The 23,836-nt window shown below is 72.0% G+C and carries 22 protein-coding genes; 12 read left to right on the top strand and 10 right to left on the bottom strand.

The genetic code is table 11. The features are described from left to right. Positions 1 to 7 precede the first annotated feature (7 nt). From AB0C16_RS19450 to AB0C16_RS19440, 3 genes are all read right to left on the bottom strand, one after another. The gene (locus AB0C16_RS19450; RefSeq protein ID WP_357684680.1) at positions 8 to 2,053 is read right to left on the bottom strand and encodes an N-acetylneuraminate synthase family protein; all 2,046 of its coding nucleotides are present in this window, start codon (positions 2,051 to 2,053) and stop codon (positions 8 to 10) included. Positions 2,054 to 2,115: 62 nt separating this feature from the next. Next, positions 2,116 to 2,790, bottom strand: coding sequence for a response regulator (locus tag AB0C16_RS19445; protein ID WP_357684678.1), 675 nt, complete (start codon positions 2,788 to 2,790; stop codon positions 2,116 to 2,118). Next, complete coding sequence (locus tag AB0C16_RS19440) at positions 2,787 to 4,289, bottom strand: ATP-binding protein (RefSeq protein WP_357684676.1); 1,503 nt, start codon at positions 4,287 to 4,289, stop codon at positions 2,787 to 2,789. The genes AB0C16_RS19445 and AB0C16_RS19440 overlap by 4 nt, the downstream gene beginning before the upstream one ends. 118 nt (positions 4,290 to 4,407) lie before the next feature. On the opposite strand from AB0C16_RS19440, the gene AB0C16_RS19435 reads away from it, so the two are divergent. Further along, positions 4,408 to 5,742, top strand: a complete 1,335-nt coding sequence (locus tag AB0C16_RS19435) for a cation:dicarboxylase symporter family transporter (RefSeq protein ID WP_357684674.1) — start codon at positions 4,408 to 4,410, stop codon at positions 5,740 to 5,742. Here AB0C16_RS19435 and AB0C16_RS19430 read toward each other — a convergent pair. Both AB0C16_RS19430 and AB0C16_RS19425 read right to left on the bottom strand, forming a co-directional pair. Continuing rightward, positions 5,739 to 6,563 (bottom strand): SAM-dependent methyltransferase, encoded by an 825-nt coding sequence (locus tag AB0C16_RS19430; RefSeq protein WP_357684672.1) that lies wholly within the window; start codon positions 6,561 to 6,563, stop codon positions 5,739 to 5,741. The genes AB0C16_RS19435 and AB0C16_RS19430 overlap by 4 nt on opposite strands. 166 nt (positions 6,564 to 6,729) lie before the next feature. Further along, complete coding sequence (locus tag AB0C16_RS19425) at positions 6,730 to 8,232, bottom strand: glycoside hydrolase family 13 protein (RefSeq protein ID WP_357684670.1); 1,503 nt, start codon at positions 8,230 to 8,232, stop codon at positions 6,730 to 6,732. A gap of 236 nt (positions 8,233 to 8,468) precedes the next feature. On the opposite strand from AB0C16_RS19425, the gene AB0C16_RS19420 reads away from it, so the two are divergent. The 6 genes from AB0C16_RS19420 to AB0C16_RS19395 all read left to right on the top strand — a co-directional run bounded on the left by AB0C16_RS19420 (position 8,469) and on the right by AB0C16_RS19395 (position 15,403). Beyond that, on the top strand, positions 8,469 to 8,987 hold the full coding sequence (locus AB0C16_RS19420) for a hypothetical protein (RefSeq protein ID WP_357684668.1): 519 nt from the start codon (positions 8,469 to 8,471) through the stop codon (positions 8,985 to 8,987). Positions 8,988 to 9,310: 323 nt separating this feature from the next. Continuing rightward, the gene (locus tag AB0C16_RS19415; protein ID WP_357684666.1) at positions 9,311 to 10,561 is read left to right on the top strand and encodes a right-handed parallel beta-helix repeat-containing protein; all 1,251 of its coding nucleotides are present in this window, start codon (positions 9,311 to 9,313) and stop codon (positions 10,559 to 10,561) included. A 162-nt stretch (positions 10,562 to 10,723) separates the two neighbouring features. Further along, a complete protein-coding gene (locus tag AB0C16_RS19410) occupies positions 10,724 to 11,128 on the top strand; it encodes a VOC family protein (protein ID WP_357684664.1) in 405 nt (134 codons plus the stop codon). Positions 11,129 to 11,409: 281 nt separating this feature from the next. Next, on the top strand, positions 11,410 to 12,012 hold the full coding sequence (locus AB0C16_RS19405) for an amino acid-binding protein (protein WP_357684662.1): 603 nt from the start codon (positions 11,410 to 11,412) through the stop codon (positions 12,010 to 12,012). Positions 12,013 to 12,568: 556 nt separating this feature from the next. Beyond that, positions 12,569 to 14,236 carry an MmgE/PrpD family protein gene (locus AB0C16_RS19400; RefSeq protein ID WP_357684660.1) on the top strand — a complete coding sequence of 556 codons (1,668 nt, stop codon included), beginning with the start codon at positions 12,569 to 12,571 and terminating at the stop codon, positions 14,234 to 14,236. Between the two features lie 3 nt (positions 14,237 to 14,239). After that, positions 14,240 to 15,403, top strand: coding sequence for an acyl-CoA dehydrogenase family protein (locus AB0C16_RS19395; protein WP_357684658.1), 1,164 nt, complete (start codon positions 14,240 to 14,242; stop codon positions 15,401 to 15,403). 40 nt (positions 15,404 to 15,443) lie between these two features. Here AB0C16_RS19395 and AB0C16_RS19390 read toward each other — a convergent pair whose 3' ends face one another. Beyond that, entirely contained in the window at positions 15,444 to 15,800 is a 357-nt protein-coding gene (locus tag AB0C16_RS19390) for a metalloregulator ArsR/SmtB family transcription factor (protein ID WP_357684656.1), read from the bottom strand. Positions 15,801 to 15,947: 147 nt separating this feature from the next. Between AB0C16_RS19390 and AB0C16_RS19385 the strand changes: the two genes are divergently transcribed. From AB0C16_RS19385 to AB0C16_RS19375, 3 genes are read left to right on the top strand one after another with little or no spacing between them, the layout of a single operon-like run. Further along, positions 15,948 to 16,124 (top strand): hypothetical protein, encoded by a 177-nt coding sequence (locus AB0C16_RS19385; RefSeq protein WP_357684654.1) that lies wholly within the window; start codon positions 15,948 to 15,950, stop codon positions 16,122 to 16,124. Continuing rightward, entirely contained in the window at positions 16,121 to 17,077 is a 957-nt protein-coding gene (locus AB0C16_RS19380; protein WP_357684652.1) for a cation diffusion facilitator family transporter, read from the top strand. Before AB0C16_RS19385 ends, AB0C16_RS19380 begins: the two co-directional genes overlap by 4 nt. Positions 17,078 to 17,101: 24 nt before the next feature. Then, positions 17,102 to 18,298 (top strand): acyltransferase, encoded by a 1,197-nt coding sequence (locus AB0C16_RS19375; protein WP_357684650.1) that lies wholly within the window; start codon positions 17,102 to 17,104, stop codon positions 18,296 to 18,298. On the opposite strand, the gene AB0C16_RS19370 is transcribed toward AB0C16_RS19375, so the two are convergent. After that, positions 18,264 to 18,860, bottom strand: coding sequence for a hypothetical protein (locus tag AB0C16_RS19370; RefSeq protein WP_357684648.1), 597 nt, complete (start codon positions 18,858 to 18,860; stop codon positions 18,264 to 18,266). The two genes, AB0C16_RS19375 and AB0C16_RS19370, sit on opposite strands and share 35 nt — an antisense overlap. A 134-nt stretch (positions 18,861 to 18,994) precedes the next feature. On the opposite strand from AB0C16_RS19370, the gene AB0C16_RS19365 reads away from it, so the two are divergent. Beyond that, positions 18,995 to 20,203, top strand: coding sequence for a hypothetical protein (locus AB0C16_RS19365; RefSeq protein ID WP_357684646.1), 1,209 nt, complete (start codon positions 18,995 to 18,997; stop codon positions 20,201 to 20,203). On the opposite strand, the gene AB0C16_RS19360 is transcribed toward AB0C16_RS19365, so the two are convergent. Both AB0C16_RS19360 and AB0C16_RS19355 read right to left on the bottom strand, forming a co-directional pair. Beyond that, on the bottom strand, positions 20,200 to 21,171 hold the full coding sequence (locus tag AB0C16_RS19360; RefSeq protein ID WP_357684644.1) for a sporulation protein: 972 nt from the start codon (positions 21,169 to 21,171) through the stop codon (positions 20,200 to 20,202). The genes AB0C16_RS19365 and AB0C16_RS19360 overlap by 4 nt on opposite strands. After that, on the bottom strand, positions 21,075 to 21,665 hold the full coding sequence (locus tag AB0C16_RS19355) for an AMP-binding protein (RefSeq protein WP_357684642.1): 591 nt from the start codon (positions 21,663 to 21,665) through the stop codon (positions 21,075 to 21,077). Before AB0C16_RS19355 ends, AB0C16_RS19360 begins: the two co-directional genes overlap by 97 nt. Before the next feature lie 108 nt (positions 21,666 to 21,773). Here AB0C16_RS19355 and AB0C16_RS19350 point away from each other — a divergent pair, with 108 nt between their 5' ends. Continuing rightward, positions 21,774 to 22,532 carry an FCD domain-containing protein gene (locus AB0C16_RS19350; protein WP_357684640.1) on the top strand — a complete coding sequence of 253 codons (759 nt, stop codon included), beginning with the start codon at positions 21,774 to 21,776 and terminating at the stop codon, positions 22,530 to 22,532. Here the strand turns inward: AB0C16_RS19350 and AB0C16_RS19345 are convergent. After that, on the bottom strand, positions 22,492 to 23,778 hold the full coding sequence (locus tag AB0C16_RS19345; RefSeq protein ID WP_357684638.1) for an ATP-binding cassette domain-containing protein: 1,287 nt from the start codon (positions 23,776 to 23,778) through the stop codon (positions 22,492 to 22,494). The genes AB0C16_RS19350 and AB0C16_RS19345 overlap by 41 nt on opposite strands. Positions 23,779 to 23,836 lie beyond the last annotated feature (58 nt).

The following is a 23,836-nucleotide window of genomic DNA, read 5'->3' as shown; positions in this document are numbered from 1 at the left end:
CCGTCCGTCAGACGGTGACGCGGCGCAGGCGGGCCTTGGGCGCCTCCTCGCCGGGGAAGACGCGCTTGACACCGTCGCCGAGGGCCTGCTCGATGATCCTGATGTCGCGCACCAGGTGCTCGAGCCCGGCCGGCTCCAGCGAGGCGGCGTGGTCCGAGCCCCACATGGTGCGGTCCAGCGTGATGTGGCGCTCCACGCAGACGGCCCCGAGCGTCACCGCCGCCAGCGAGACCTGCAGCCCGCGCTCGTGCCCCGAGTAGCCGACCGGCACGCCGTAACGCTCCTTGAGCGTGGTGATCGTGCGCAGGTTCGCCTCCTCGGGCGGCAGGGGGTAGGTGGAGGTGGCGTGCATCATGATCAGCTTGCCGGTGCCGAGGATCTCGACCGCCCGGTCGATCTCCGCCAGCGTGGACATGCCGGTCGACAGGATGACCGGCTTGCCGGTGGCGGCCAGGGCGCGCAGCAGCTCGTGGTCGGCCACGCCGGCCGAGGCCACCTTGTGTGCCAGGACGTCCATCTCCTCCAGGAAGTCCACCGACGGCACGTCCCACGGCGAGGCGAACCAGTGCAGGCCCCGCTCGTCGCAGTGCTTGGCGATCTGGAGGTACTCGTCGCGGCCGAACTCGGTCCGCTCCTTGTACTCCAGGTAGGTCATCTCGCCCCACGGCGTCTGCCGGATCCGGTCGCGCTGGTCGGCGGGCACGCAGATCGAGGGCGTCCGCTTCTGGAACTTCACCGCCTGGCAGCCGGCGTCGGCCGCCACGTCGATCAGCCGGCGGGCCAGGTCGACGTCGCCGTTGTGGTTGATGCCGATCTCGCCGATCACGTAGACGGGCTCGCCGTCGCCCACCGGCGTCTCGCCGATGGACACCGGGGCGAACCTGAGCCTGGGCGCCACCTCGGGCACGGGCTCGGCCACGGGCCCGGGACGCGCCGCCACGACGCGGTCGCACAGCTCGCGCACCGCGCCGTCGCCACCGGGCCTGGTGAGCACGACGCGGGCGGCGGCCCGCACGCGCGGGTGCGCGCCGGGCACCGCGACCGGCCAGCCCACCTCGCCCATCGGGCCGAGGTCGTTGACGTCGTTGCCGACGTAGGCGACGCGGGCCGGGTCGAGCCCTTCGATGGTCAGCCAGTCGCGCAGCACGGTCCGCTTCTCGGCCAGTCCCTGCAGCACCGGAACGCCCAGCTTGCGGGCCCGGGCGGCCACGACCGGGTTGTGCTCGGTCGACATGACCAGCACCTTCACCCCGGCCTTGCGCAGCAGCGAGACGCCCATCCCGTCGGAGCGGCTGACCTGCACCATCTCGCGGCCCTCGGAGTCGACGTAGGCGCGGTCGTCGGTGTGCACGCCGTCGAAGTCGGTGATGACCGCGTCCACGTCGATCGGCTCGGGCGCGTCCACGAACGGCGCGAGCGCGCGGGCGAGCTCCAGGTCGGCGGGCTCGTCGATCTCGACGGCGTGCCCGGGCGGCACCGGCTGGACCGCGACCGTGCCGAAGAAGCGGTGGCCGTGCTCGCGCAGGCCGGAGGCGCGCATCACGTAGAAGGCGCCGGTCTCGCGGAACTGCGGGTCGAGGTCCTGCCTGCGCGGCCTGACGGCCGGGTCGTGGTTGACGCCCGCGCCCGCCGCCGTCCACAGGAACTCGTGCGTGGGCAGCCCCGACACGACGGAGTCGGCCTCGCCGTCGAGCACCCTGCGCACGGCCGCCGACAGGGCGGCCGCGTCGATGAACGCGCTCGTGCACTGCACCAGCACGACGACCTCGGGGTCTCGCTCCAGCGTGTCGAGCGCGTGCAGCACCGCCGACTCGCTGGAGGCCGTCGCTCCGCTCAGTTCCTCCGGGCGGTCCACGACGAGCGCCCCCGCCTGCCTGGCGGCCTCCGCGATGCCGGCGTGGTCGGTGCTGACCAGCACCCGGTCGACGAGCTCGGCCCGCAGGCACGCGCGGACCGCGCGGGTCACCAACGGGACGCCGCCCACGGGGGCGAGGTTCTTCAGGGGGACGCCCGCCGAACCTCCGCGGGCGGGAACTACGGCCAGGACGCGCAACGTGACTCCTCAGTGCTCCGGATTGCATCCCGAAGCTAGAGGCTCCGATTGAACGACCGACGTCACCCCCCTGAACGTTCCGTGGGCATCCGGTAGAGCAACTCTGGACGGCCCACCCCGCCGTACTGCGGAAACCTCATCACCATTCCCAGCTCGACCAGGTATTCGAGGTAGCGGCGGGCCGTCACCCTGGACACCCCGGCCGCAGCCCCAACGGCATGCGCGGACACGCCGCCGGGCCGTTCGCGCAGTTGTGCGGCGACCGTGTCGAGGGTGTCCTGCGTCATGCCCTTGGGCAGCTCGGAGGTGCCGCGCAGGGTGCCCAGCACCCGGTCCACGTCGCCCTGCCCGACGATCTCGCCGGCCTGGCTGCTGAACCGGGCATGGCGGGTCAGCTTCTCCCGCAGGGCGGCGAAGGTGAACGGCTTGAGGAGGTACTGCGAGACGCCCAGCGACACGGCCGAGCGCACCATGGCCAGGTCACGCGCCGACGTGATGGCGATCACGTCGCAGAGCAGCCCCGCGGCCCGTGCGGCGCGGCACACCTCCAGCCCATGCATGTCCGGCAGGGACAGGTCGAGCAGGATGAGATCGACCGGGGCGCGCCGCAGGAACCGCAACGCCTCTCCGCCTGACCGGGCCACCCCGGCCACCTCGAATCCAGGCACCCGTTCCACGTAGACGCGGTTGGCTTCGGCGGTGATCGCCTCGTCCTCGACGATCAGCGTCGTGATCATCGGGCCGGCTCCGGTTTCGGCGTCGGCAGCCGCACGGTGAACACCGACCCGTCGACCGCGATCGTGCCGCCCAGCCGCCGCACCGCCTGCCCGACGAGCGCCAGGCCCAGCCCGCGCCCGTCGCCCTTGGTGGTCCAGCCCTTCGCGAACGCCTCGGCCCCGGTCAGCCCCGGCCCGTCGTCGGACACCCTGATGACCAGCCCGCCGGGGTCGCCACGCAGGTGCACCTCGATGCGCGAGGCCGCGTCGATCGCGTTGTCGATCAGGTTGCCGACGATCGTCACCAGCTCGCGCGGGTCCAGTCCCAGGTCGTCGAGCTCGCTGTCCGGGCTGATCACCAGCTCACCGCCGCGTTCGGCCGCCTCCGCGCTCTTGCCCAGCAGCAGCGCCGCCAGCACCGGCTCGCGCACCGCGGCCATCACCTGGTCGGTCAGCGCCTGCGCCGCGCGCAGCTCCGCCGTGCCGAACGCCACGGCCTGCTCGGCGCGGCCCAGTTCGACCAGTGTGATCACCGTGTGCAGCCGGTTGGCCGACTCGTGCGCCGCCGACCGCAGTGACTCGGCGAAGCCTCGTTCGGCGTCGAGCTGCCCGGCCAGCGCCTGCAGCTCGGTGTGGTCCCGGACGGTCACCACCGTGCCGAGCCGGCTGGCCGCGCTGTTGACCGCGAGCACCCGGTCGCCGGCCAGGTGGACGCGCTCCTCCTCGTGCGCGGCCGGCGGCTCCGGCAGGCCGAGCTCGGTGATGTGCCGCCCTTCGGCGTCGGCGGGCAGGCCCAGCAGCCGTCGGGCGGCGTCGTTGCAGAGTGCCAGCCTGCCGTCGGCGCCGATCAGCAGCAGCCCCTCCCTGACGGCGTGCAGCACGGCGTCGTGGTGCTCGTGGATGCGGCCCAGCTCGACCGGGCCGAGCCCGTGCGTCTGCCTGCGCAGCCGTACGGTCACCAGCGCGGTGCCCGCGGCGCCCAGGCCGAGCGCGAGCAGGGCGACGAGCCCCGCCCAGGCGAGCTGGTCCCAGGCCCTGGCGCTGACCCTGTCGACGGTGATCCCCGCGCTGACCAGCGCGCGGACGGTGCCGCCCGACCGGACGGGGGCGACCGCGCGCACAGACGGGCCGAGCGTCCCCGTGTAGGTCTCGGTGAACGTGCGCCCCCTCAACGCGGGCTCGATGTGGCCGAGGAAGCGCCTGCCGATCTGGGTGGGGTTGGGGTGGGTGTAGCGGGTGCCGTCGGGCCGCATGATGGTGACGAAGTCGACCCCGGTCTCCGCGCGCACCCGCTCCGCGAACGGCTGCAGCCTTGACGTGGGCGACGGCTCGTCCAGCGCGGCCAGCACGTCCGGCGAGGCCGCCACGCCGGCCGCGGTGGCCCTGGCGGTGGCCGTGGCCTCGGCGGTGACCAGCTGCCTGGTCAGGATCGTGACCAGGACGGTGCCTCCGGCCACGGTCACGGCAACCACGAGTAGCTGCAGGATCAGCATCTGCCCTGCCAGGCTCCAGCGTCGCATCGGATCCCCTCGGCGATCCTCTCGGTGAACGAAACTTACGCAATGGTGACGTAGGTCACCACGGGTCGCATTGTCGCACTGTCAGAAGAATCGTCCCAAATGCCCGGAGATCCCTGTCATGCGTGATCGCACCCGCTATCTCTATCTGGCCGTCGTTGTGGCGGTCCTGTTCGGAATCCTGGTCGGCTTCGTCTGGCCGGACGTCGGCGCGGAGCTCAAGCCGCTCGGCACCGGATTCGTCGCGCTCATCAAGATGATGATCAGCCCGATCATCTTCTGCACGATCGTGCTGGGCGTCGGCTCGGTCACCCAGGCGGCCAAGGTCGGCAGGGTGGGCGGGCTCGCGCTCGGCTACTTCCTTGTCATGTCCACCGTGGCGCTGGTCATCGGCCTGGTGGTCGGCAACGTCATCGACCCGGGTTCCGGGCTGCAGTTGAACGACACGGCCCGGCAGGCCGCCGAGGCGGAGGCGGCCAAGGGCGACTCGACCGGCACGGCCGACTTCCTGCTCGGTGTCATACCGACCACGCTGGTGTCGGCGTTCACCGAGGGCCAGGTGCTGCAGACACTGCTGGTCGCGTTGCTCGCCGGGTTCGCGCTGCAGGCCATGGGGGCCAGGGCGACGCCGATCCTGAACGGTGTCGCGCACATTCAGCGGCTGGTGTTCCGTATCCTCGCGATGATCATGTGGGTGGCGCCGTTCGGCGCGTTCGGCGCGATCGCCGCGGTCGTCGCCGCCACCGGGCTGGACGCGCTGAAGAGCCTGGCCGTCATCATGGCCGCCTTCTACATCACCTGCCTGCTGTTCGTCGGCGGCGTGCTCGGCTCGCTGCTCTGGCTGGTGGCCCGGATCAACCTGTGGTCCCTGCTGCGCTACCTGGGCCGGGAGTTCCTGCTGATCTTCTCGACGTCCTCGTCGGAGACGGCGCTGCCCAGGCTGATCGCCAAGATGGAGCACCTCGGCGTGAGCCGTACCGTGGCGGGCATCACGGTGCCGACCGGCTACTCCTTCAACCTCGACGGCACCGCGATCTACCTGACCATGGCCACGTTGTTCGTCGCTTCGGCGACCGGGGCGCCGCTGGAGTTCGGTGAGCAGGTGGCGCTGCTGCTGTTCATGATGGTCGCCTCCAAGGGCGCGGCGGGCGTGACCGGCGCGGGCTTGGCCACGCTGGCGGGCGGCCTGCAGTCACACCGGCCCGAGCTGGTCGACGGCGTCGGTCTCATCGTCGGCATCGACCGCTTCATGTCGGAGGCCAGGGCGCTGACCAACTTCGCCGGCAACGCCGTCGCCACTGTGCTGGTCGGCACCTGGACCGGCGACTTCGACCGCGACCGGGCGCTCACGGTGCTCGCCGGGCAGGTACCGTTCGACGAGGCCACCCTGCTCGACGAGGACGAGCGGCCTGAGCCGCCCGCCTCGTCCGCGGAGCGGGAGATGTCGGCGGTCTAGAGCTTGCGGCCGATTCCGGCCAGGCCGAGACGGGCGATGTCCTCGTCGAGGAACATCGTCGTCTCGGGGTCGGGGTCGGCGAACGGCCACACCACCTCCGGGCCCATGCCGGTGGCCAGGCCCGGGGGGATGAGCTCGAAGTCACCGAAGAAGGCCGCGACCTCCTCGTAGGACCGCGGGCAGAACGGGGTGTTGGCCTGCCGGTAGAACTCGCTGATCCGCGCCGTCACCGCCGGCGCCACGTCGCCGGCGACGTGCGTGACCGCCAGATAGCTGCCGGGGGCCAGCGCGTCGCGGTAGGCGGCCACGAACCCCTGCGGGTCGTCCTCGTCGGGCACCAGGTGCAGCAGGAACATCATCAGCACCGCCACCGGCCGGTCGAAGTCGAGCAACGCCGTGACCTCGGGATGAGCCAGCACCTGCTCCGGCCGCCTGACGTCGGCCTCCACCATGGCCACCCTGGCCGGGTCCGCCAGCAACGCCCGCCCGTGGGCGGCCGCCACGGGGTCGTTGTCGACATAGACCACACGGGCGTCCGGGGTGAACCTGCGGGCCACCTCGTGCACGTTCTCCTGGGCGGGAAGCCCGGAGCCCAGGTCGAGGAACTGGGTGATGCCCTGGTCGCACAGGTATTGGACCACCCGGCCGATCAGCGCGCGGTTCTGCCTGGTGCCCTCACGGACCTCGGGCATCACGCTCAGCACCAGCTCGGCCAGATCCCTGTCGGCCTTGAAATTGTTCTTGCCGCCAAGGAAGAAGTCGTACATGCGTGATGCGTTAGGGATGTGGGGGTCGACACCCTGAGGGGCTTGCTCCGTCATACGCCCATGATCCCTGAGGTTAAGGAGTGTTTTCAGCTGATTCGTCGTTCGCTGTAGGCAAACGGAGCGGGCATGTTCGGTCCAACGCCCCGCGGCCGGCGGCCGGGCGGCCGGGCGGCCCGTCGGCTCGGCGACCCAGGCGCCCGGTGTCCGGTGTCCGGCGGCCTCAGCGGTGCAGCCAGAGCGCGCTGTCGGGGGCGATCGTCCCGTCGCCCGCCTGGGGGCCGCTCGACAGCAGCACCTCGCCGCCCAGCCCGAGCGCGGCCAGCTCGACCGGCCGCTCGCCGGTGTTCAGCACCACGGCCAGGCCTGGGTCCCGCTCGAACGCCAGCACGTCCCTGGGCGAGTCGAGCCAGGCCAGCGTGCCGCCGCCGAGCGCCGGGTGCGCCCTGCGGATGCGGAGCGCGGCCCTGTAGAGGTTCAGCGTGGAGCCGGGGTCGTCGTGCTGCGCCTCGGCCGACAGCGCCCCCCACGAGCCGGGGATCGGCAGCCACGGGTCGCGCCAGCCGAAGCCGGGCGCGCTGGTCCACGGGATCGGCACGCGGCAGCCGTCGCGGCTCTCGCCGCTGCGCCGGAAGGCCGGGTCCTGGCGCAGCTCGTCCGGCAGGTCGAGCACCTCGGGCAGGCCGAGCTCCTCGCCGTTGTAGACGTAGGCGGAGCCGGGCAGCGCGAGCATCAGCAGCGTGGCCGCCCTGGCGCGGGCCAGCCCGCCGTGGCGGGTGACGTGGCGCGGCTTGTCGTGGTTGGACAGCACCCAGGTGGTGGGCGCGCCCACCAGCTCCGCCTCGGCCAGGGCCTTCTCGATGACCGTGCGGAACGACTTGGCGTGGAAGTCCGCCATCATGAACTCGAAGTTGAACGCCTGGTGCAGCCCCTCCGGGCCGACGTAGCGGGCCAGCCGCTCGGGCGACGACACCCACGCCTCGGCCACCGCCATCCGCCCGCCGGGGTAGGAGTCGAGGATCGGCCGCCACTCGCGGTAGATGTCGTGCACGCCGTCCTGGTCGAAGTACGGCACCTGCTCGTCGCCGAGCATCTCGGCCTGGGGGCCGTCCTTCGGGCCGACGTCCGGCAGCCCCTCGGCCTTGACCATGCCGTGCGCCACGTCCACCCGGAACCCGTCGACGCCGCGGTCCAGCCAGAACCGCAGGATGTCGTGGAACTCGGCGCGCACGTCCGGGTTGTCCCAGTTGAGGTCGGGCTGCTCGGGCGCGAACAGGTGCAGGTACCACTGCCCGTCCTCGACCTGCGTCCAGGCCGGCCCGCCGAAGATCGACTCCCAGTCGTTCGGCCGGTCCCGGAAGATGTAGCGGTCGCGCAGCCCGGCCTGGAACCACGGATGCCGGTCGGAGGAGTGGTTGGGCACCAGGTCGACGATCACCCGGATGCCCAGCGCGTGCGCGTCGCCGACCAGCGCGTCGAAGTCGTCGAGCGTGCCGAACATCGGATCGACGTCGCGGTAGTCGGCCACGTCGTAGCCGGCGTCGGCCATCGGCGAGGTGTAGAAGGGGCTCAGCCAGATCGCGTCGACGCCGAGCCCGGCCAGGTAGCCGAGGCGGTCGCGGACCCCGCGCAGGTCGCCCATGCCGTCGCCGTCGGCGTCGGCGAAGCTTCGGGGATACACCTGGTAAACAACGGCGTCGCGCCACCAGTCGTCGTCGGCCAGCATGATGATCCTTCCCCCGGATGTCCGTGATGTCTGGTGCAGGATGGCGTGATTTCTTGCGAGAGGTCAAGTGTAAGTTGCGGAAAGTTGCACAATTCTCCCGGGTCAGCTCATCGACCATGGCAGGAGGTGGCGCGGCATGCTGGAGATGAGGATCCGGTCACACTCCTTTGCAAGTTCTTTCCAATTCTTGCAAAGAGCCGGCAGCGTCCCGGAAACATAAGCCGCGAAGGCGGCGAATGATGACCTTTCCGGCGGCGGCGCGTGAGGTGTCGTCGCTCCTCCGCGACCTCAGAAGGTCTCATGCGCAACCGAGCTCTGGGTGCGGCCGCACTCGCGACGCTGACGTTAGCCGCCACGGCCTGCGGCGGCGGGCAGCCCGCCGCCCCTTCGGCGACGGCCACCGCGGCGACAAGGAGTCGGCCGTCACCGCGATCGAGACCGGTTCGGTGCGGCAGGCGCCCGGCTCGCCCGAGTACGGCCTGACGGCCGCGCTGCGCGGCGACGAGCTGGTGTTCCTGCTCGTCGACCCGAAGACCGAGCGGGTCCGGCTGGGATCGGCCGAGGGCCTGGCCCCGCTGGACGGGGCCCGGCTCGGCGTGACCGGCAGGGTGCTGGCCGCCCCCGGCCTCACCGTGCTGACCGCCCCGCAGGCGGCCGCCCGCGGTGTCCGACGCGCGCGCCCGAGCGGGAGATGTTCCACTTCGATCCCGAGACCGGCGACTACGCCTGGAACCGGCCCGCCGACCAGGACCTGACGACCCTGGCGGCCTACCGCGAGCTGCTCGGCCTGCGGCGCGCCGAACCGGCGTTGCGTCACGGAGGGCTACGTTGGCTGCACGCCGACCGCGACTGCCTGGTCTTCGCCAGGGAGACCGCCGAGGAGTCACTCCTGGTGTGCGCCCGCCGCGCTCCGGGGGCGCCGCCGCCGCTTCCGGCGGGGCGTCGCCGGTCTACAAGGCCTGTGGCAGCGGCGAATCGCCGGGCGACGCGCCGACCTTCGCTGTGTGGCGCCTGTACCGGTGACCCGCTAGGTTGGCGGCTTACTGTCCATCTTTCACCTAGATCGTGGTGTGCCCGCATGAGATTGCTGTCCGTGGTCGTCGTGGCTTCGTTGCTCCCTGCCGCCCCCTCCTCGGCACAGGTCCTAGCCGGCACCACCTACTACGTCGACTCCAGGGCCGGTGACGACGCCGCGGCCGGCACCAGCGCCACCGCCCCGTGGAGGTCGCTCGACCGGGTCAACCAGGCCGACCTCAAGCCCGGCGACGCGGTCAGCCTCAAGCGGGGCAGCGGCTGGACCGGCAGCCTCACGCTCGAGGCCGACGGCACCGCCGCCAAGCCCATCGTCATCCAGCCGTACGGCAAGGGCCCGCTCCCCAGGATCGGTGGCAAGGACGCCAACTGCGTGGTCGTCAGCGGCGATCACTGGCGGATCAGCGGCCTGCGCGCCTCCGGCTGCCACTGGGCGGGCTTCGAGGTCGGCGGCGACGGCAACCACCTGATCGGGGTGCAGGCCGACGGCAACGTCGCCGGCGTCTGGGTCACCCCGAGCGGCTCCCGCAACACGATCCGCGGCAGCCAGATCACCGGCAACAACCGGATGAGCGTCAACGACGTGGGCGGCGACAACGACTCCGGCGCCTTCGGCATCCTGCTCAACGGCGACGACAACGTGGTGACCGGCAACACCATCACCGGCAGCCACGCCGCCAGCCACGACTACGTGATGGACGGAGCGGCCATCGAGATCTACAACGGCGACCGCAACCTCGTCACCCACAACAAGGCCCACAACAACGAGACGTTCACCGAGCTCGGAGCGCAGAAGGGCAAGACGGCCACCGGCAACGTGTTCGCCTTCAACGTCGTCACCTCCTCCCTCAGGCAGGGGTCCTTCCTCGTCACCCGCGGGCCCAGGCACATCGTCGGGCCGGTGAAGGGCACCATCGCGGTGCACAACTCGGTCTCCCTGCCGGCCCGCAAGACGATCGGCTGGTCCTGCCACGACGGCTGCTCACCGTCGATCCTGAAGCTCCGCAACAACGTCATCGCCGTCGGCGGCCAGGCGGGCTACGAGGACGGCAGGGGAGCCGACGAGGGCGGCAGCGTCTACCAGGCGACCTCGGTCAAGTTCAAGCTCGGCCCCAGGTCGGTCATGGCCGACCCGCGTTTCTCGTCCCGCACCGACCTGCGCCTGCGCCCCGGCTCCCCGGCTCTCGGCCGCGCCTTCCCGCTCGGCGCCGAATGGTACGGCGGTAAGGCCCTCACCCAGGACATCACCGGCAAGCCCCTCCCGGCGTCCCCCGCCGCGGGCGCCTATCAGCCCTGACCGCCTCCGTCCTGTCCCGGGAGAATCCCGTCCTCGGCGGCCCGCCCGAAACCCGTCCCGAAAGAACCGGTCACCGGATGTCGATCGGGCGCGCACCCGGACGACGCTCTGAGGAGAGCTCTCAGGAGAGAACGCACGGACTTCGAGGAAGGAAGGCGCATCATGGACTGGAAGATCGAGGTCGTCCCCATTCCCGTCGCGGACGTGGAGAAGGCGAAGACCTTCTACAACGAGCGGCTCGGGTTCGTCGTGGACCACGACACCCGGGTCAACGACGACACGCGCATCGTGCAGCTGACCCCGCCGGGGTCGGCCTGCTCGATCGTCCTCGGCGCGGAGACCGGCACCGGCCCCGGCTCGGTGCAGGGGCTGCACCTGGTGGTGCCGGACATCGAAGCCGCCCGTTCGGAACTCGCCGGACGCGGAGTCGAGGTCAGCCCGATCAAGCACTACGAGCGCGACGGACGCCAGGTCGAGGGCAAGGGCGGCGACTGGAACTCGTTCGTCTTCTTCAATGACCTCGACGGCAACGGCTGGATCCTCCAGGAGCGCCCGGCAGGCGGGTGAGGACGTCTTTCGCGGGAGGTTTGACACGCCGTCCGGGCGATCCGGGGGAGGCGCCCGGGTCGCGTGGGACGATCCGGTGAGGTGCACCGGGGTCGCGGCGAGCTGTGCGGGGGAAAGTACGGTCAGGGCCGGAAAACCCCAGGTAGAGGTTGCCGAACCCTTATCGACAATCTGGGATTAGCGTTGCATGCTGGGACTAACCGCAGCATGTGCGACATATCCGTGGAACCTGCACGAAACCTTTCCACGGCACTGTGAGAGCCTCTGGAAAGGGGGCGGCAATGCTGCTGAGACTAAGGGTGTCATTGCCGGACCGGCCCGGTGGGCTGGGACAGGTCGCGAAAGCGCTCGGCACCCTGGGTGCCGACATTCTGCAGGTCACCGTTCTCGAACGCGAGGCCGGGCGCGCGGTGGACGACTTCGTCATCTCCTGGCCCGGTGCCGTGCCGGCGGAAGAGGTCCGCGACCGGATGTCCGCCGTGCCCGGCGTGCGGGTTGAAGGCGTCTGGCCGACCAAGGAGGTGCCGGGATCGGCGCCCGACTACGACCTGCTCATGCACGTGGCCACCGAGCCCTCTCGCGGCATCGCGACGCTGGTGGACGCGCTGCCGGGACTGTGCGGGGCCGAGTGGTCGATGGCGTTCGCCGAGGGCGGCGTGCTGCACGCCAGCCTGGCCGCCCCCGAATCCTTCGACCTGCCCGAGCCGCCCCTGCGCGCCGCCACCCGAGCCTCCGAGGACCTGCGGCTGATGCTGCTCCCGGTCGTCGCCCAGGGGCTGCACGTGGTCGTCGCCCGCGCCGAAGGCCCCGGCTTCCACCGCGCCGAACTCGAGCGCGCCGCCCGCATCGTGGACGTCGTCGCCACCCTGGCCTCCCGCCCCTGACCCCGACTCTTCGTGTCCTCGACTCTTCGTCTCTTCGTGTCTTCGTGTCTTCGGTTCCTCGTCTCTTCGGTTCCTCGTGTCTTCGTCTCTTCGTGTCCTCGTGTCCTCGTCTCTTCGGTTCTCCCGACGGGTAACCCCCCTCTTTCGCGCGACAATCCCCATCCTTCACGGCACGGCCAAGGAGGGCCCGCCCGCCGCACGTGGCTGAGGGCCTCCAGGGGATACGGCCTCTGACCCGCACGTGGCGGGCCGCCGTCACGACGTGCTGTGGGCCGGGTACCGGGGTCAAGGGCGTCGTCGTCGGCCGGTCGCCCGCAGACGTGTGCGCCGTGGGATTGAAAGAATGTTCTGTTTTCTGGACCCTGGACCTACCGGCGTGTGCCGAAGCCGTTGACCCTAAAACGTCAGACTAATACCGTGACGATCAAGTGCGCAGAGGAGCCGCCCGTGACCGTCCACCAGCATCACCCTGCCCCAGCGGCGACGGGCTCGCTCGTCCGGTGACGGGCACCTTCGGCCGGCGGCTCGCCTGCCCCGGCCCGGCGGGGGGCTCGCGGTGAACGCCGTCCGGACCCTGGTGGCCTGGGGGCTGGGGCTCACCTTGGACCAGGTGCCCGACGCCGCCCGGGCGGCCGCGTTACGCCACCTCCTCGACGGGCTGGGCTGCGCCGCCGCCGCCGTCCGTGAGGAGGGTCCCGCTGGGAGGGAAGGTGGCACGGCGGCTGTGGCGGTGGCGCTCGAACTCGGCGGGATGCCCCAGGCGAGCGTGCTCGGAGCCGGGCAGCGGGTGTCCGCACCGGCCGCCGCGCTCGCCAACGGCGCCCTGGTGCACGCACTGGACCTCGACGACGTGCACGCGGGCGGACCCGTCCACCCGAGCGCGCCGGTGCTGCCCGTCGCGCTGGCCGTGGGGGAGGAGGTGCGCGCTCCCGGGAGCGAGGTGCTGGCCGCCGCCCTCGCCGGATACGAGGTCATCTGCCGCCTCGGCGCCGCCGTGCCGTCAGGGCTGGACGCCACCTCCGCGTGCGGGTCGCTGACCTCCGCGCTCGTCGCCTCCCGGTTGTACGGCCTGCGGGAGGAGCAGACGGTCGCCGCGCTGGCGATCGCGGCCGGTCACGCCGGTTGGCTGCCGGCCTCCGCCGCGCGGGCGCATCCTGGGCTGGCCGCCCAGGCCGGGATCCTCGCCGCCCGCCTCGCCCGCTCTGGAGCCACCGGCCCGCTCGGCGCGCTGGAGGGAGAGCACGGCCTGTACGACACGCTGTTCGGCCGGCCCGGCGCCGACCCCGCCGGGGGCCTGGGGGAACACTGGGAGGTCACCCAGATCACGATCAGGCCCTATCCGGCCATCCGGCTCGTCCACGCCTCGCTCGACGCCGCCAGGCTCCTGCGCGCGGACATGGCCGGAGCACCGCCCGGCGGCCGGCTCGGCCCGGTCGGCCAGGGCGGCCAGGGCGGCCAGGGCGGCCAGGGCGGCCGGTACGACCGGATGGACGGACCGCGTGTGGCGCGGTCGCGCCGCGGTCTGCCGGGAGCCGCCCTGGCTCGCAGAGGAATACGCGGCGGCGGGCAGGACGGCGTGCGAGGTAGTGGCCAAGACGGCGCGCAAGGCGTCGGCCAGGATGGCGCGCAAGGCATCGGGCAGGATGGCGCGCAAGGCGTCGGGCAGGGCGGGCGGCAGGGCGACGGGCAGGGTGGCGGGCAGGGTGGGTGGCACGGTGCCGGAGGTGCGCGAGCGGGCGGCGGCGTGTTACCGGGCGGGCGTGATGTCCGGGCTGTCCGAGAGATCGTCGCCATGGTGCACCGCGACAGCGTGCCCGTCGTGTGCGGGCCGGGCGGCGTACGGCCGCGGACGGCGTACGAGGCGATGCGCAGCCTGCCGTGGAGCGTCGCGGCCATGCTCCTCGACGGCGAGGTCACTGTGCGGACATATCGCGATATCGAGCGGGAAGATGTCGCGGAGCTGGCCCGGCGCATCCGGCACGAGGTGATCGAGCTGCCCTGCGAGGCCGACGACCAGCCGGGACGGCTGCTCGTGAGATACGCCGACGGGACCGAGGCGGTGGCCGCCGTCGAACGCGGCTCGGGCGGCCCCGGCGACCCGGACATCGAGGACCTGGTCCGGCGCAAGGCGCTGGGCAACGGGCTGAGCCCCGCGGCCGTCGAGGTCGTGCTGGGACTGGCGGAGCTGGACGTGCTGGAGCTGCCGGCATGCGACAAGGAGTGAGAGATGGATTTCGAGCTGAACGACGAGCAGAAAGCCCTTCGCGAGACGTTGCGCGCGTTCGTGGACAAGGAGATCGTGCCTGTGGCCTCCGAATGGGAGCGCACCGGGAGATATCCCACCGAGATCGTCGAGAAGATGAAGCAGATGGGGCTGTTCGGCCTGTCCGTGCCCGAGGCGTATGGCGGGATGGAGGCCGACATGGTGTCGTTCGCGCTGGTCTTCGAGGAGATCGCGCGCGGCTGGATGGGCGTGGCGGGCACGATCGGCTCGCATTCGCTGGCCTGCTCGATGATCGCCCGGCACGGCACCGAGGAGCAGAAAAGCCTCTATCTCAAGGACCTGGCCAGCGGCGCGCGCCGTACCGGAATCGCCCTCACCGAGCCCGGCGCGGGCACCGACCTGCAGGGCATCCAGACGCGCGCCGTGCGCGACGGTGACCACTACGTCGTCACCGGCACCAAGACGTGGATCACCAACGCGCGGCACGCCGACCCGCTGCCCGTGCTGGTCAAGACCGCCATCACCGAGCCCGCGCACAAGGGCATGGCGGTGCTGCTCGTGGATCCCTCCTCCGAGGGGTTCGGCGTGAGCCGGGACCTGCCCAAGCTGGGCTACAAGGGCACCGAAACCTGCGAGGTCGTGCTCGACGGCGTACGCGTGCCCGTCGAGGCGCTGCTCGGCGGCGTCGAGGGACGCGGCATGCAGCAGGTGCTCGGCGGGCTGGAGATGGGCCGCATCAACATCGCCGCCCGCGCCGTCGGCGTCGCGCAGGCCGCCTACGACGCGGCGCTCGCCTACGCGCGCGAGCGCACCGCGTTCGGCCAGCCGATCGCCGAGTTCCAGGCCATCCAGCTCAAACTGGCCGATCTCGGCACCGAGATCCAGGCGGCCCGGCTGCTCACGTACTGGGCCGCCTCCCAGGCCGACGGCGGCAAGCGGGTCGACATGGAGGCGGGCATGGCCAAGTACTTCGCCTCCGAGGTGGCGCTGAAGGCGACGCTGGAGTCGATGCGGATCCACGGCGGCTACGGCTACTCGCAGGAGTACGTGGTCGAGCGGCTCTACCGCGACGCGCCGCTGATGGCGATCGGCGAGGGCACCAACGACGTGCAGCGCATGGTCATCGCCCGCGCGCTCGTCTCCGGCAAGGGCAAGGTGGGATGGTGACGCGGCTCGCGCGCCCCTCGGCCCCTGCCTCCCGGGCTCGTCAGTCGTGCCGGGGAAGGTCGGAGACCTCGTGGTCGGCGTGCGACAGCGCCTCGGCGATCAGCGCGCGCACATGTGAGTCGCGGGCGCGATAGAGCACCCGGCGGCCGTCCCGGCGGGTGGTCACCAGACCGGCCAGGCGCAGCTTGGCCAGGTGCTGTGAGACCGACGGCCGGGGCGCGCCGACGGCCTGGGCGAGCGAGTTCACATCCAGCTCGTCCGACGACAACAGCCACATGAGCCGGAGCCGGGTGGCGTCGCTGAGCATGCGGAACGCGTCGACGGCAGAGCTCACCTGGGCGGGAGTGGGTTGCTCCTGCGCCAGATGCGCACCTGAGTCGTTGTCGCGTGCGTACATGAATACATATACTCGGCCAAAGGAGACATCGTGCGCAAGTGAGGGACGGCATGCCTGACCCCGAGTTCAGCCCCACGCCCGAACACCACCCGCACGCCCCCGATCCCGGCCACACCCTCGACCCTGGTCGCGACGGCGAGGACGGCCGTGGCACGGAAGACACTCGGGTCGGCGATCACGGACACGGACGCGGGGATAGGCGGGGGCACGGTCGGCATGGCGACGGGCATGACCATGACCATGACCGCGGACATGGACATGGACATGGACACGGGAGTGGGAGTGGGTGGGGGAGGAGGTGGCTGGCGCGTGTCGGGCAGGTGATCGCGCCGCACGGTCACGACAGCGCCGACAAGACCGACGCGGCCCTGGAGGCCAGCAGTCGCGGGCTGCGCGTGCTGGCCATCTCGTTCGCCGTGCTGATGGTCACCGCCGCCGTCCAGGCGGTCATCGTCGTCAGGTCGGGGTCGGTGGCGCTGCTGGGGGACACCCTGCACAACGTCGCCGACGCGCTCACGGCCGTGCCGCTGGCGATCGCCTTCTCCGTCGGCCGCCGCGCCGCCACCCGCCGCTTCACCTACGGCTACGGGCGGGCCGAGGACCTGGCCGGCATCGTTATTGTGCTGATCATCGCCGCCACGGCCGGGCTGGCGGGGTACGAGGCGGTCGGGCGGCTGGTCGGCCCGCAGGAGATCTCGGACGTGGGCTGGGTCGCCGCCGCGGGCGTGGCCGGGTTCCTGGGCAACGAGTGGGTGGCCCGCTATCGGATCAGGGTCGGCAGGGAGATCGGCTCGGCCGCCCTGGTGGCCGACGGGCTGCACGCCAGGACCGACGGCTTCACCTCGCTCGCGGTGCTCCTCGGCGCGGGCGGCTCGGCGCTCGGCTTCCCGCTGGCCGACCCGATCGTCGGCCTGCTCATCACGGTCGCGATCTGCTTCGTGCTGCGCGACGCCGCCCGCGAGATCTACCACCGGCTGATGGACGCCGTCGACCCCGATCTGGTCGACCGTGCCGAGGCGGTCCTGCGCACGGTGGGCGGGGTCCGGCAGGTCGGCTCGGTCCGGCTACGCTGGATCGGGCACGCGCTCCACGCCGAGGTGGACATCCTCGTCGGCCACGACCTCACCCTGCTCCAGGCGCACGCGCTGGCGGTGGAGGCCGAGCACCGCCTCATCCACGAAGTGCCGCGGCTGCGCGCCGCGACGGTCCACACCGACCCGCACGGACCCGCGGGCGCCGACCATCACGCCCCTTTGAATAGTCATCGCATCACTTGAACCATTACGGGTATGTTGGGCCGGGTGTCGATTGCCGCCACCGCGCATCAGTCCTCCACGTCCGCCCCATCGACGAGGCTCGCCTGGCTCGACGCCCTGCGCGGCATCGGCGCGATGGCCGTGGTCGCCGAGCATCTGATGCCGTGGTTACTGCCCTCGCTGCGACCGTACTGGTTCAGCCTGGGAGCCTTCGGCATTCTGGTGTTCTTCCTGGTCAGCGGCTATATCATCCCGACCTCGCTGGAGCGGCACGGCGACGTGCGCAGGTTCTGGATCAGCCGGGCCTTCCGCCTCTATCCGCTCTATCTGGCGGTCATCGTCCTGGTGGTCGGGATGGCGTGGTGGGTGCCGGTGCGCGAGCAGGTCCCGCGTGACGGGTCGGCGATCGCGGCGCACGCGACGATGCTGCTCGACGTGGTCAGCGTCGGCGGGCTCGCCGACACGATGTGGACGCTCTCGTACGAGATGGTCTTCTATCTGCTCGTCACCGCCCTGTTCGTGACCGGGACACACGAGCGCAGCGGGCTGCTGGCGATGCTGTTCGGCGGGGCCGCGGTCGTCGCCGGGCTGCTGTTGTCCAGAGCCGTGCTCGAGGGGGAGTGGCTCTCGTACGCCTCCGCCGCGGTGTTCGTCGCCGGCCTGGCCTGCGTGATCTCGGGCCGGTTCCGTACGGCGGGAGCGTACTCGCTGGGCCTGCTGGCGGTGACGCTGGTGGTGCTGGGCAGCCGGGTGCCGTGGCTGGGCGTCGCCGTGCTGGGCGCGATGTTCGCCGGCACCGCCATCCATCGCTGGGAACGCGGCACCGGCACGCTCTGGCCGGTGGCGGTCACCACGGCGCTGATCGCGGTGGCGCCCGTCTGGGCCCCCCAGGCGGGCTGGTGGTGGGTCCAGCCGGACGTGTGGATCACCACGATTGCGCTGGTCATCGTCACGTTCGCGGGCGGGATGACGCTGCGGGGGCGGCGGGTGCCACGGGTGCTGACCTGGCTCGGGCTGATCAGCTACTCGCTCTATCTGGTGCACCATCCGCTGCTGAAGTTCTTCATGCAGCTCACCGGCGACCTGCGCGCCTCGCCGCTGCCCCTGCAACTGGCCATGGCCGGGGTGGCCGTCGCGCTGATCCTGCTGGCCAGCGCGCTGACCTACCGGTTCGTCGAGAAACCGGCGCAGACGTGGGGCCGCCGCTTCACCAGACCTCAGCCGAGCGCCGGCCACCCCTGACGCCCAGGCCGCCGAGCGCGTCGCGGTCGTCCCGGGCGCCGAGGCCATCGAGACCATCGAGTGGGTCGCGGGCATCGGGGGCGTCGAGGGCGTCGAGGGTGCCGAGCTCGCCCAGGAAGGCCTCGGCCGGTTCGCCGGCCGGCGCCAGCGCCGCCACCAGCTCCGGGTGCCGCACGAGCGCCTCGCGCACGACCGGATCGCGGGCCACCAGGTAGGCGAGATGCCGCACGGCGTGCGCGGCCACGTGCGCCGGCTCGATCCGCTCCGGCGTGGGGCTGGCCGGGGCCGGGCCGCGGGCGATCTCCAGGCCGGGCAGCTCGACGGCGGGCAGCCACGGCGCGGGATCGGGGCACACGGCGTAGGTCAGCACCACCTCGCCCTCGGGCAGGTAGCGCCAGCTCGTGGAGTGCACGACGATGCCGGACCGGCCGGCGGTGACTCCGCTGACGCGCCGCGCGGCCTCGTCGGGGCTCTCTCCCGGGCCAGGCACGGTGACGGCGCGTCGATAGGCCCAGCGACTGTCGGTGCTCGCCCGTAGCATGAGCGTCTCAACCGAGACCATGTGTCTTCCCGTCACCGTCACCAACTTACTGCCAATCATGTGCAGGAGCATTCCTGTCGCATAAGTGTCCGGGGCTCGAAGGGCTCCCCTGGGCATGGCCGTAGTCGGTGGGTGCGAGAGAGAGGTGGACAGCCATGCCCGCGATGCTGGTGCTCATAGGGTCGGGCGAAACGGCTCCGACCATGGTCGAGATCCACCGTGCCGTCGCCCGGCGGCTGCGGCCGGGGCCGCGGGCCGTGCTGCTCGACACCCCCTACGCCTTCCAGGAGAACGCGGCCGACATCTCCGCCCGCGCCTGCCGATACTTCGCGCGCAGCGTCGGCCTGGACGTCCAGGTCGCCGACGGCGTCACCGGGGCCGACTGGGTGTTCTCCGGGCCGGGCAGCCCCACCTACGCTCTCGACCGCTGGACGTCGGGGCCCGTGGCGGGCGACCTGCGGGCTCGTGTCCGGGCCCGTAACGGGGTGACCGTGCTGGCCTCGGCGGCGGCCTGCACGGCCGGCCTGGCCACCGTGCCGGTGTACGAGATCTACAAGGTGGGCGCCGAGCCCCACTGGCGTGAAGGGCTCGGCCTGCTGGAGGCGCTCGGCCTGCGGGCCGTGCTGATCCCCCACTTCGACAACGCCGAAGGCGGCACCCACGACACCCGCTACTGCTATCTGGGGGAGCGGCGGCTGACCCGCATGGAGCGCGAGCTGCCGCCGGGCACCGCCGTCCTCGGCGTCGACGAGCACACCGCCGTGCTCATCGACCTGGAGAGCGAGGAGGTCGAGGTGGCCGGCCGCGGCGGGCTGACCGTCCGGCGGCCCGGCTCCGTGGTGGTCCTCCCGGCGGGCACCCGCACCGACCTGCCGGAGCTCCGCCGCCTGGCCGAAGGCGTCACCGGCCGTTCGGCGCCGCCGCCGCCCCGGCCGGCGGTGCCGCCTCGGGGCCAGGTCACCCTGGAGGAGACGGTCCGCTCGTGCGAGCGCCGCTTCCGGGCCGCGGCGGCCGTGCCCGACCTGGCGGCGGCGGCGCGGGCCGTGCTCGACCTGGAGGCGGAGATCGTCAAGTGGTCCGCCGACACCGAGGAGGACGCCGGCGGGGTCGACGAGGCCCGCGACCTGATGCGGCTGCTGATCGTGAGGCTGGGCGAGCAGGGCGCCACCGCCGGCCTCCGCTCCCTCGTCGAGCCGCTGCTGGCGTTGCGCAACGAGCTGCGCCGCCAAGGCCGCTACGAGCTCGCCGACGCGCTGCGCGATGCCCTGCTCCGCGGCGGCGTCCTGGTCGAGGACACCCCTGACGGCTCCCGCTGGACCCCCGCCGAGTCCCTGTCCCGGCGGCCGGCCGGCCCCGAGTCCTAGTCGTCGTCTCCCTCGTCGTCGTCCTCGAAGATCTCCTCGACCATCTCGCCCACCACGTAGCCGCCGACCAGACCGGCCGCGCCGGCCGCCGCCACCGTGCCCCAGCCGGGCCCGTCGCCGTGGTGCCCGCCGTGGTGCCCGGAAGGGTGTCCGCCGTGGTGCCCGCCGTAGTGACCGGCGGGGTCGTGGCCGTCGTACGGGCCGGGGCCGCCGTGGTGGGCGAGAGCGCCGAGCCAGCGGTCCAGCTCGGCGGCCCAGTCCTTGGCCAGCGCCTCGTCGTGGCCGACGCGGAAGCGGCCGATGGCGTCGCCGGAGCCGCTGCCGTCGGCCTCCAGCACCACCTCCAGCCCGTCGGGGGCGGCGACGAAGGTCAGCTCCACCTGCCCGATCCGCCCGGCGTACTGGGGCGGCGGGTAGAACTCGATCTCCTGGTAGAACGGCAGCTCCTGCCGCACTCCGTACACCTGCCCGGCCTCGACGTCGGCCGACTTGAACTGGAAGCCCAGCCGCGGGAACGCCTGCAGGATCCGCGCCTGCGACGGCAGCGGCTCGACCGCGACCGGGTCGAGGTCGCCCTTGTCCACGGCCTTGGCGATGGCCAGCTCGGTCCGCACCCCCACGGCCATGCCCGTCAGCGGCTGCCCGTCGATCTCGCTGATCGGCGTCTCCCACGGCACCGGGATCCGGAACGGGATCACCCGGCCGGCCTTCGAGGCCAGCTTGAACGGCCCGGACACCTCGACCCGGTGGAAGTCCGCCAGGCCGCTGAGCTCGCCGCCCTCGCCCTCGATCTCGACCCCGGCGACGAGCCCGAGCGTGATGCCCTCGATGTCGGCGTCGAAGTCGCCGCCCCGCAGCCGTACCTCACCGCTCAGCACCCCGCCGGGTTGTACGCGCGGTGTGTCGAGGACGGTGTCCACGGTGGGGGCGCCCACGCCGAAGGCACCGAGCATGCGTTTGAAGACCACGGGTTCCACTCCTGTTCGGCCGATGTGATGTCGATCATCGAACGATCATGACCGGCCTCCGGTTCCGCCCGGCAGGGCTGACCCGCCGAGCCGATCTTCCGCCGCCCGATCGTGAGGACCGTCTTCGGCGCCTGCCCGTCCGTCAGCCCGCTCAGCTCGCCGGCCTGGATCAGTGCCCGGCTCTCCGAGTGCCCGAGCACGTACGCCGCCTCGGTCGCCGTCGAGCAGGGGGTGGCCGGGACCCCCGCCTTGGCGATCCCGCACGCCACCTCCGGGTATTCCAGCCGGTTGCCCAGCAGCACGGCCACCCGCTCGCCGGGCCGCAGCCCGGCGTCCAGCAGCACGTTCGCCAGCCGGCTGGACCGGTCGTCCAGCGCCCGGTAGGTCAGCCGCCGGTCCCCGTCGGCCACGGCCACGGCCTCCGGCGTCGCGACCGCGAACTCCCGCACCTCGCCGGCGATCGACAGCGCGGCACCACCGGGCGGCAGCGGCATCGGACCCGCCTCGTTTCGCAGGGAGGAACGTAATTTCCCGTAGAGCACGTGTCGCGGTTCCGGCCCCGGTCAATGGAAAGTCTGACGTTTTCCCGTACGATTGCCCCCGTGAGCACGCGCCCGCCCGCCTACCAGTCGCTGGCCGCCGAGCTGCGCGGCCAGATCCTGGCCGGGGTGCTCAAGCCGGGTGACCGGCTGCCCGTGGAGCCCGAGCTGTCCGCCGCCCACGGCGTCAGCCGCAGCACCGCCAGGGAGGCGCTGCGCCTGCTGGCCAGCCAGGACCTCATCTCCACCGTGCGCGGTGTGGCGGGCGGCAGCTTCGTCGTCACGCCGCGCCCCGAGCAGGTCAGCGAATACTTGCACGCCAGCCTCAACCTGCTGACCGTCGACACCCAGATCACCGTCGACCAGCTGCTGGAGACCCGCGAGCTGCTGGAGGTGCACGCCACCGGGCGGGCGGCGCTGCACCGCACCGAGGAGGACCTGACCGGGCTGCGCGCGACGCTCTTCGACCCCTGGCAGCTGCGGCCGGAGGAGATGTACGAGCCGAACAAGGCCTTCCACACCCGGCTGCTGCACGCCTCGGGCAACCCGCTGCTCGAAGTCGTGGCGCGGCCGGTCTTCCAGGTGCTGGACGAGCGGTTCCTGCGACAGCGCGCGCCGGGACGGTTCTGGCACGAGGTGGACCACGACCATCGGGAGATCGTCGCCCGGGTGGCGGCCCGCGACGAGGCCGGCGCCCGCGAGGCCGCCCGTGCCCACCTCGACCGCCTGCGCACCACCTATCTGGCCATCGACCGGGCCCGCTCGCAGCCGCGGGCCGGCGTCAGCGACGGGGAGGATCGATCCGGGCGCCGTCCGGAGTGAAGATCATCAAACGGTTGACGTCCACGGCCACCTTGGCGGGCTCACCCGCGCGCCAGACCGGTCGGCCACCGAGACGGACGACCAGGTCGGCGCGGCGGTGGAAGCCGCCGCCGACGTTCTGGCCGACCTGCTCCTGATCCTGGTGCGACTCCTCCTCACGGCCGCCGAACATCCGCCGCATCATCCCGCCGAGCCCGCCCGCCCCGCCGGCCTGGCCGTCGCTCCGGCCGCGCTGATCCGGTGGCTCCGGCACGGCGGCCGCGGGCACGCCGCACTCGACGTAGGCGAGCCACTCGTGACCGTGGTATTCGAGGGCCCGCACGCGCCCGAAGAACGACGGCCCGTCGTACGACTCGGGCACGGGCGCCAGGCCGTCCGGGCGCAGGCCCACCAGGACCTGGCCGCCGGTGTGCTGGGAGATGGCGTACGCCCTCGGATCGCTCCAGGAGATCACCAGCCGGTGCGCCCCGAAGTCGAGCAGCACGTACTGGTTCTGCGGCGTGCGCACGGTCGCGGCCAGCAGGTTGAGCTGCTGGGAGTTGAGGAAGGAGGCCACGAACGCCGTCGCCGGGTCGTTGTAGATCTGGGCCGGCGTGCCGACGTCCTGCAGGACGCCGCGGTTGAGGATGGCGATCCGGTCGGCCAGGGTGAGCGCCTCGACCTGGTCGTGCGTCACGTACACGGTGGTGACGCCGAGCGACCGGACCAGGGCGGAGATCTCCATGCGCAGCTCGGTGCGCATGCCCGCGTCGAGGTTGGACAGCGGCTCGTCCATGAGGAACAGCTTCGGCTGGCGGACGATCGCGCGGCCCATCGCGACCCGCTGCCGCTGGCCGCCGGAGAGCGTGCCCGGGCGGCGGTCCAGGGTCTCGTCGATGTGCAGCGCCTTGGACAGCTCGGTGACGCGCTCGCGGGCCATCGCCGGGTCCGACTTGGCGATCTCCAGGGGGAAGGAGATGTTGCCGCGCACCGTCCGGTGCGGGTAGAGGGCGCCGCTCTGGAAGACCATGGCCACGTCGCGGTCACGCGGGGGCAGGTGGTTGGCCAGCTGGCCGCCGAGCCACAGCTCGCCCTCGGTGATCTCCTCCAGGCCCGCGATCATGCGTAACAGCGTGGACTTGCCGCACCCTGACGGCCCCAAGAGCACCAGGAACTCGCCGTCGCTCGCCTTCAGGCTCAGCCGATCGACCGCCAGGTGGTCACCCGGGTAAATCTTGGTCACGTTGTCAAGTACGACCGAGCTCATGGGCCCACCTTGCACGCGTGTCACCTGTGACGGGGCAGATTGGAGGGGTAGTACATCG

Origin of the sequence: Nonomuraea sp. NPDC048916, assembly GCF_040649575.1 — a bacterium.
Classification (GTDB): Bacteria; Actinomycetota; Actinomycetes; order Streptosporangiales; family Streptosporangiaceae; genus Nonomuraea.
This window is presented reverse-complemented; position numbering and strand designations above follow the sequence as displayed.

Bases quoted from the DNA above. Each gene is read 5' to 3' on its own strand.
- AB0C16_RS19390 (WP_357684656.1), bottom strand. From the start codon at position 15,800: ATGTACGCACGCGACAACGACTCAGGTGCGCATCTGGCGCAGGAGCAA.
- AB0C16_RS19370 (WP_357684648.1), bottom strand. From the start codon at position 18,860: ATGGTCTCGGTTGAGACGCTCATGCTACGGGCGAGCACCGACAGTCGC.
- AB0C16_RS19355 (WP_357684642.1), bottom strand. From the start codon at position 21,665: ATGCCGCTGCCGCCCGGTGGTGCCGCGCTGTCGATCGCCGGCGAGGTG.
- AB0C16_RS19445 (WP_357684678.1), bottom strand. From the start codon at position 2,790: ATGATCACGACGCTGATCGTCGAGGACGAGGCGATCACCGCCGAAGCC.
- AB0C16_RS19425 (WP_357684670.1), bottom strand. From the start codon at position 8,232: ATGCTGGCCGACGACGACTGGTGGCGCGACGCCGTTGTTTACCAGGTG.
- AB0C16_RS19405 (WP_357684662.1), top strand. From the start codon at position 11,410: ATGCTGCTGAGACTAAGGGTGTCATTGCCGGACCGGCCCGGTGGGCTG.
- AB0C16_RS19410 (WP_357684664.1), top strand. From the start codon at position 10,724: ATGGACTGGAAGATCGAGGTCGTCCCCATTCCCGTCGCGGACGTGGAG.
- AB0C16_RS19420 (WP_357684668.1), top strand. From the start codon at position 8,469: ATGATGACCTTTCCGGCGGCGGCGCGTGAGGTGTCGTCGCTCCTCCGC.
- AB0C16_RS19440 (WP_357684676.1), bottom strand. From the start codon at position 4,289: ATGCGACGCTGGAGCCTGGCAGGGCAGATGCTGATCCTGCAGCTACTC.
- AB0C16_RS19435 (WP_357684674.1), top strand. From the start codon at position 4,408: ATGCGTGATCGCACCCGCTATCTCTATCTGGCCGTCGTTGTGGCGGTC.
- AB0C16_RS19415 (WP_357684666.1), top strand. From the start codon at position 9,311: ATGAGATTGCTGTCCGTGGTCGTCGTGGCTTCGTTGCTCCCTGCCGCC.
- AB0C16_RS19365 (WP_357684646.1), top strand. From the start codon at position 18,995: ATGCCCGCGATGCTGGTGCTCATAGGGTCGGGCGAAACGGCTCCGACC.
- AB0C16_RS19430 (WP_357684672.1), bottom strand. From the start codon at position 6,563: ATGACGGAGCAAGCCCCTCAGGGTGTCGACCCCCACATCCCTAACGCA.
- AB0C16_RS19395 (WP_357684658.1), top strand. From the start codon at position 14,240: ATGGATTTCGAGCTGAACGACGAGCAGAAAGCCCTTCGCGAGACGTTG.
- AB0C16_RS19345 (WP_357684638.1), bottom strand. From the start codon at position 23,778: ATGAGCTCGGTCGTACTTGACAACGTGACCAAGATTTACCCGGGTGAC.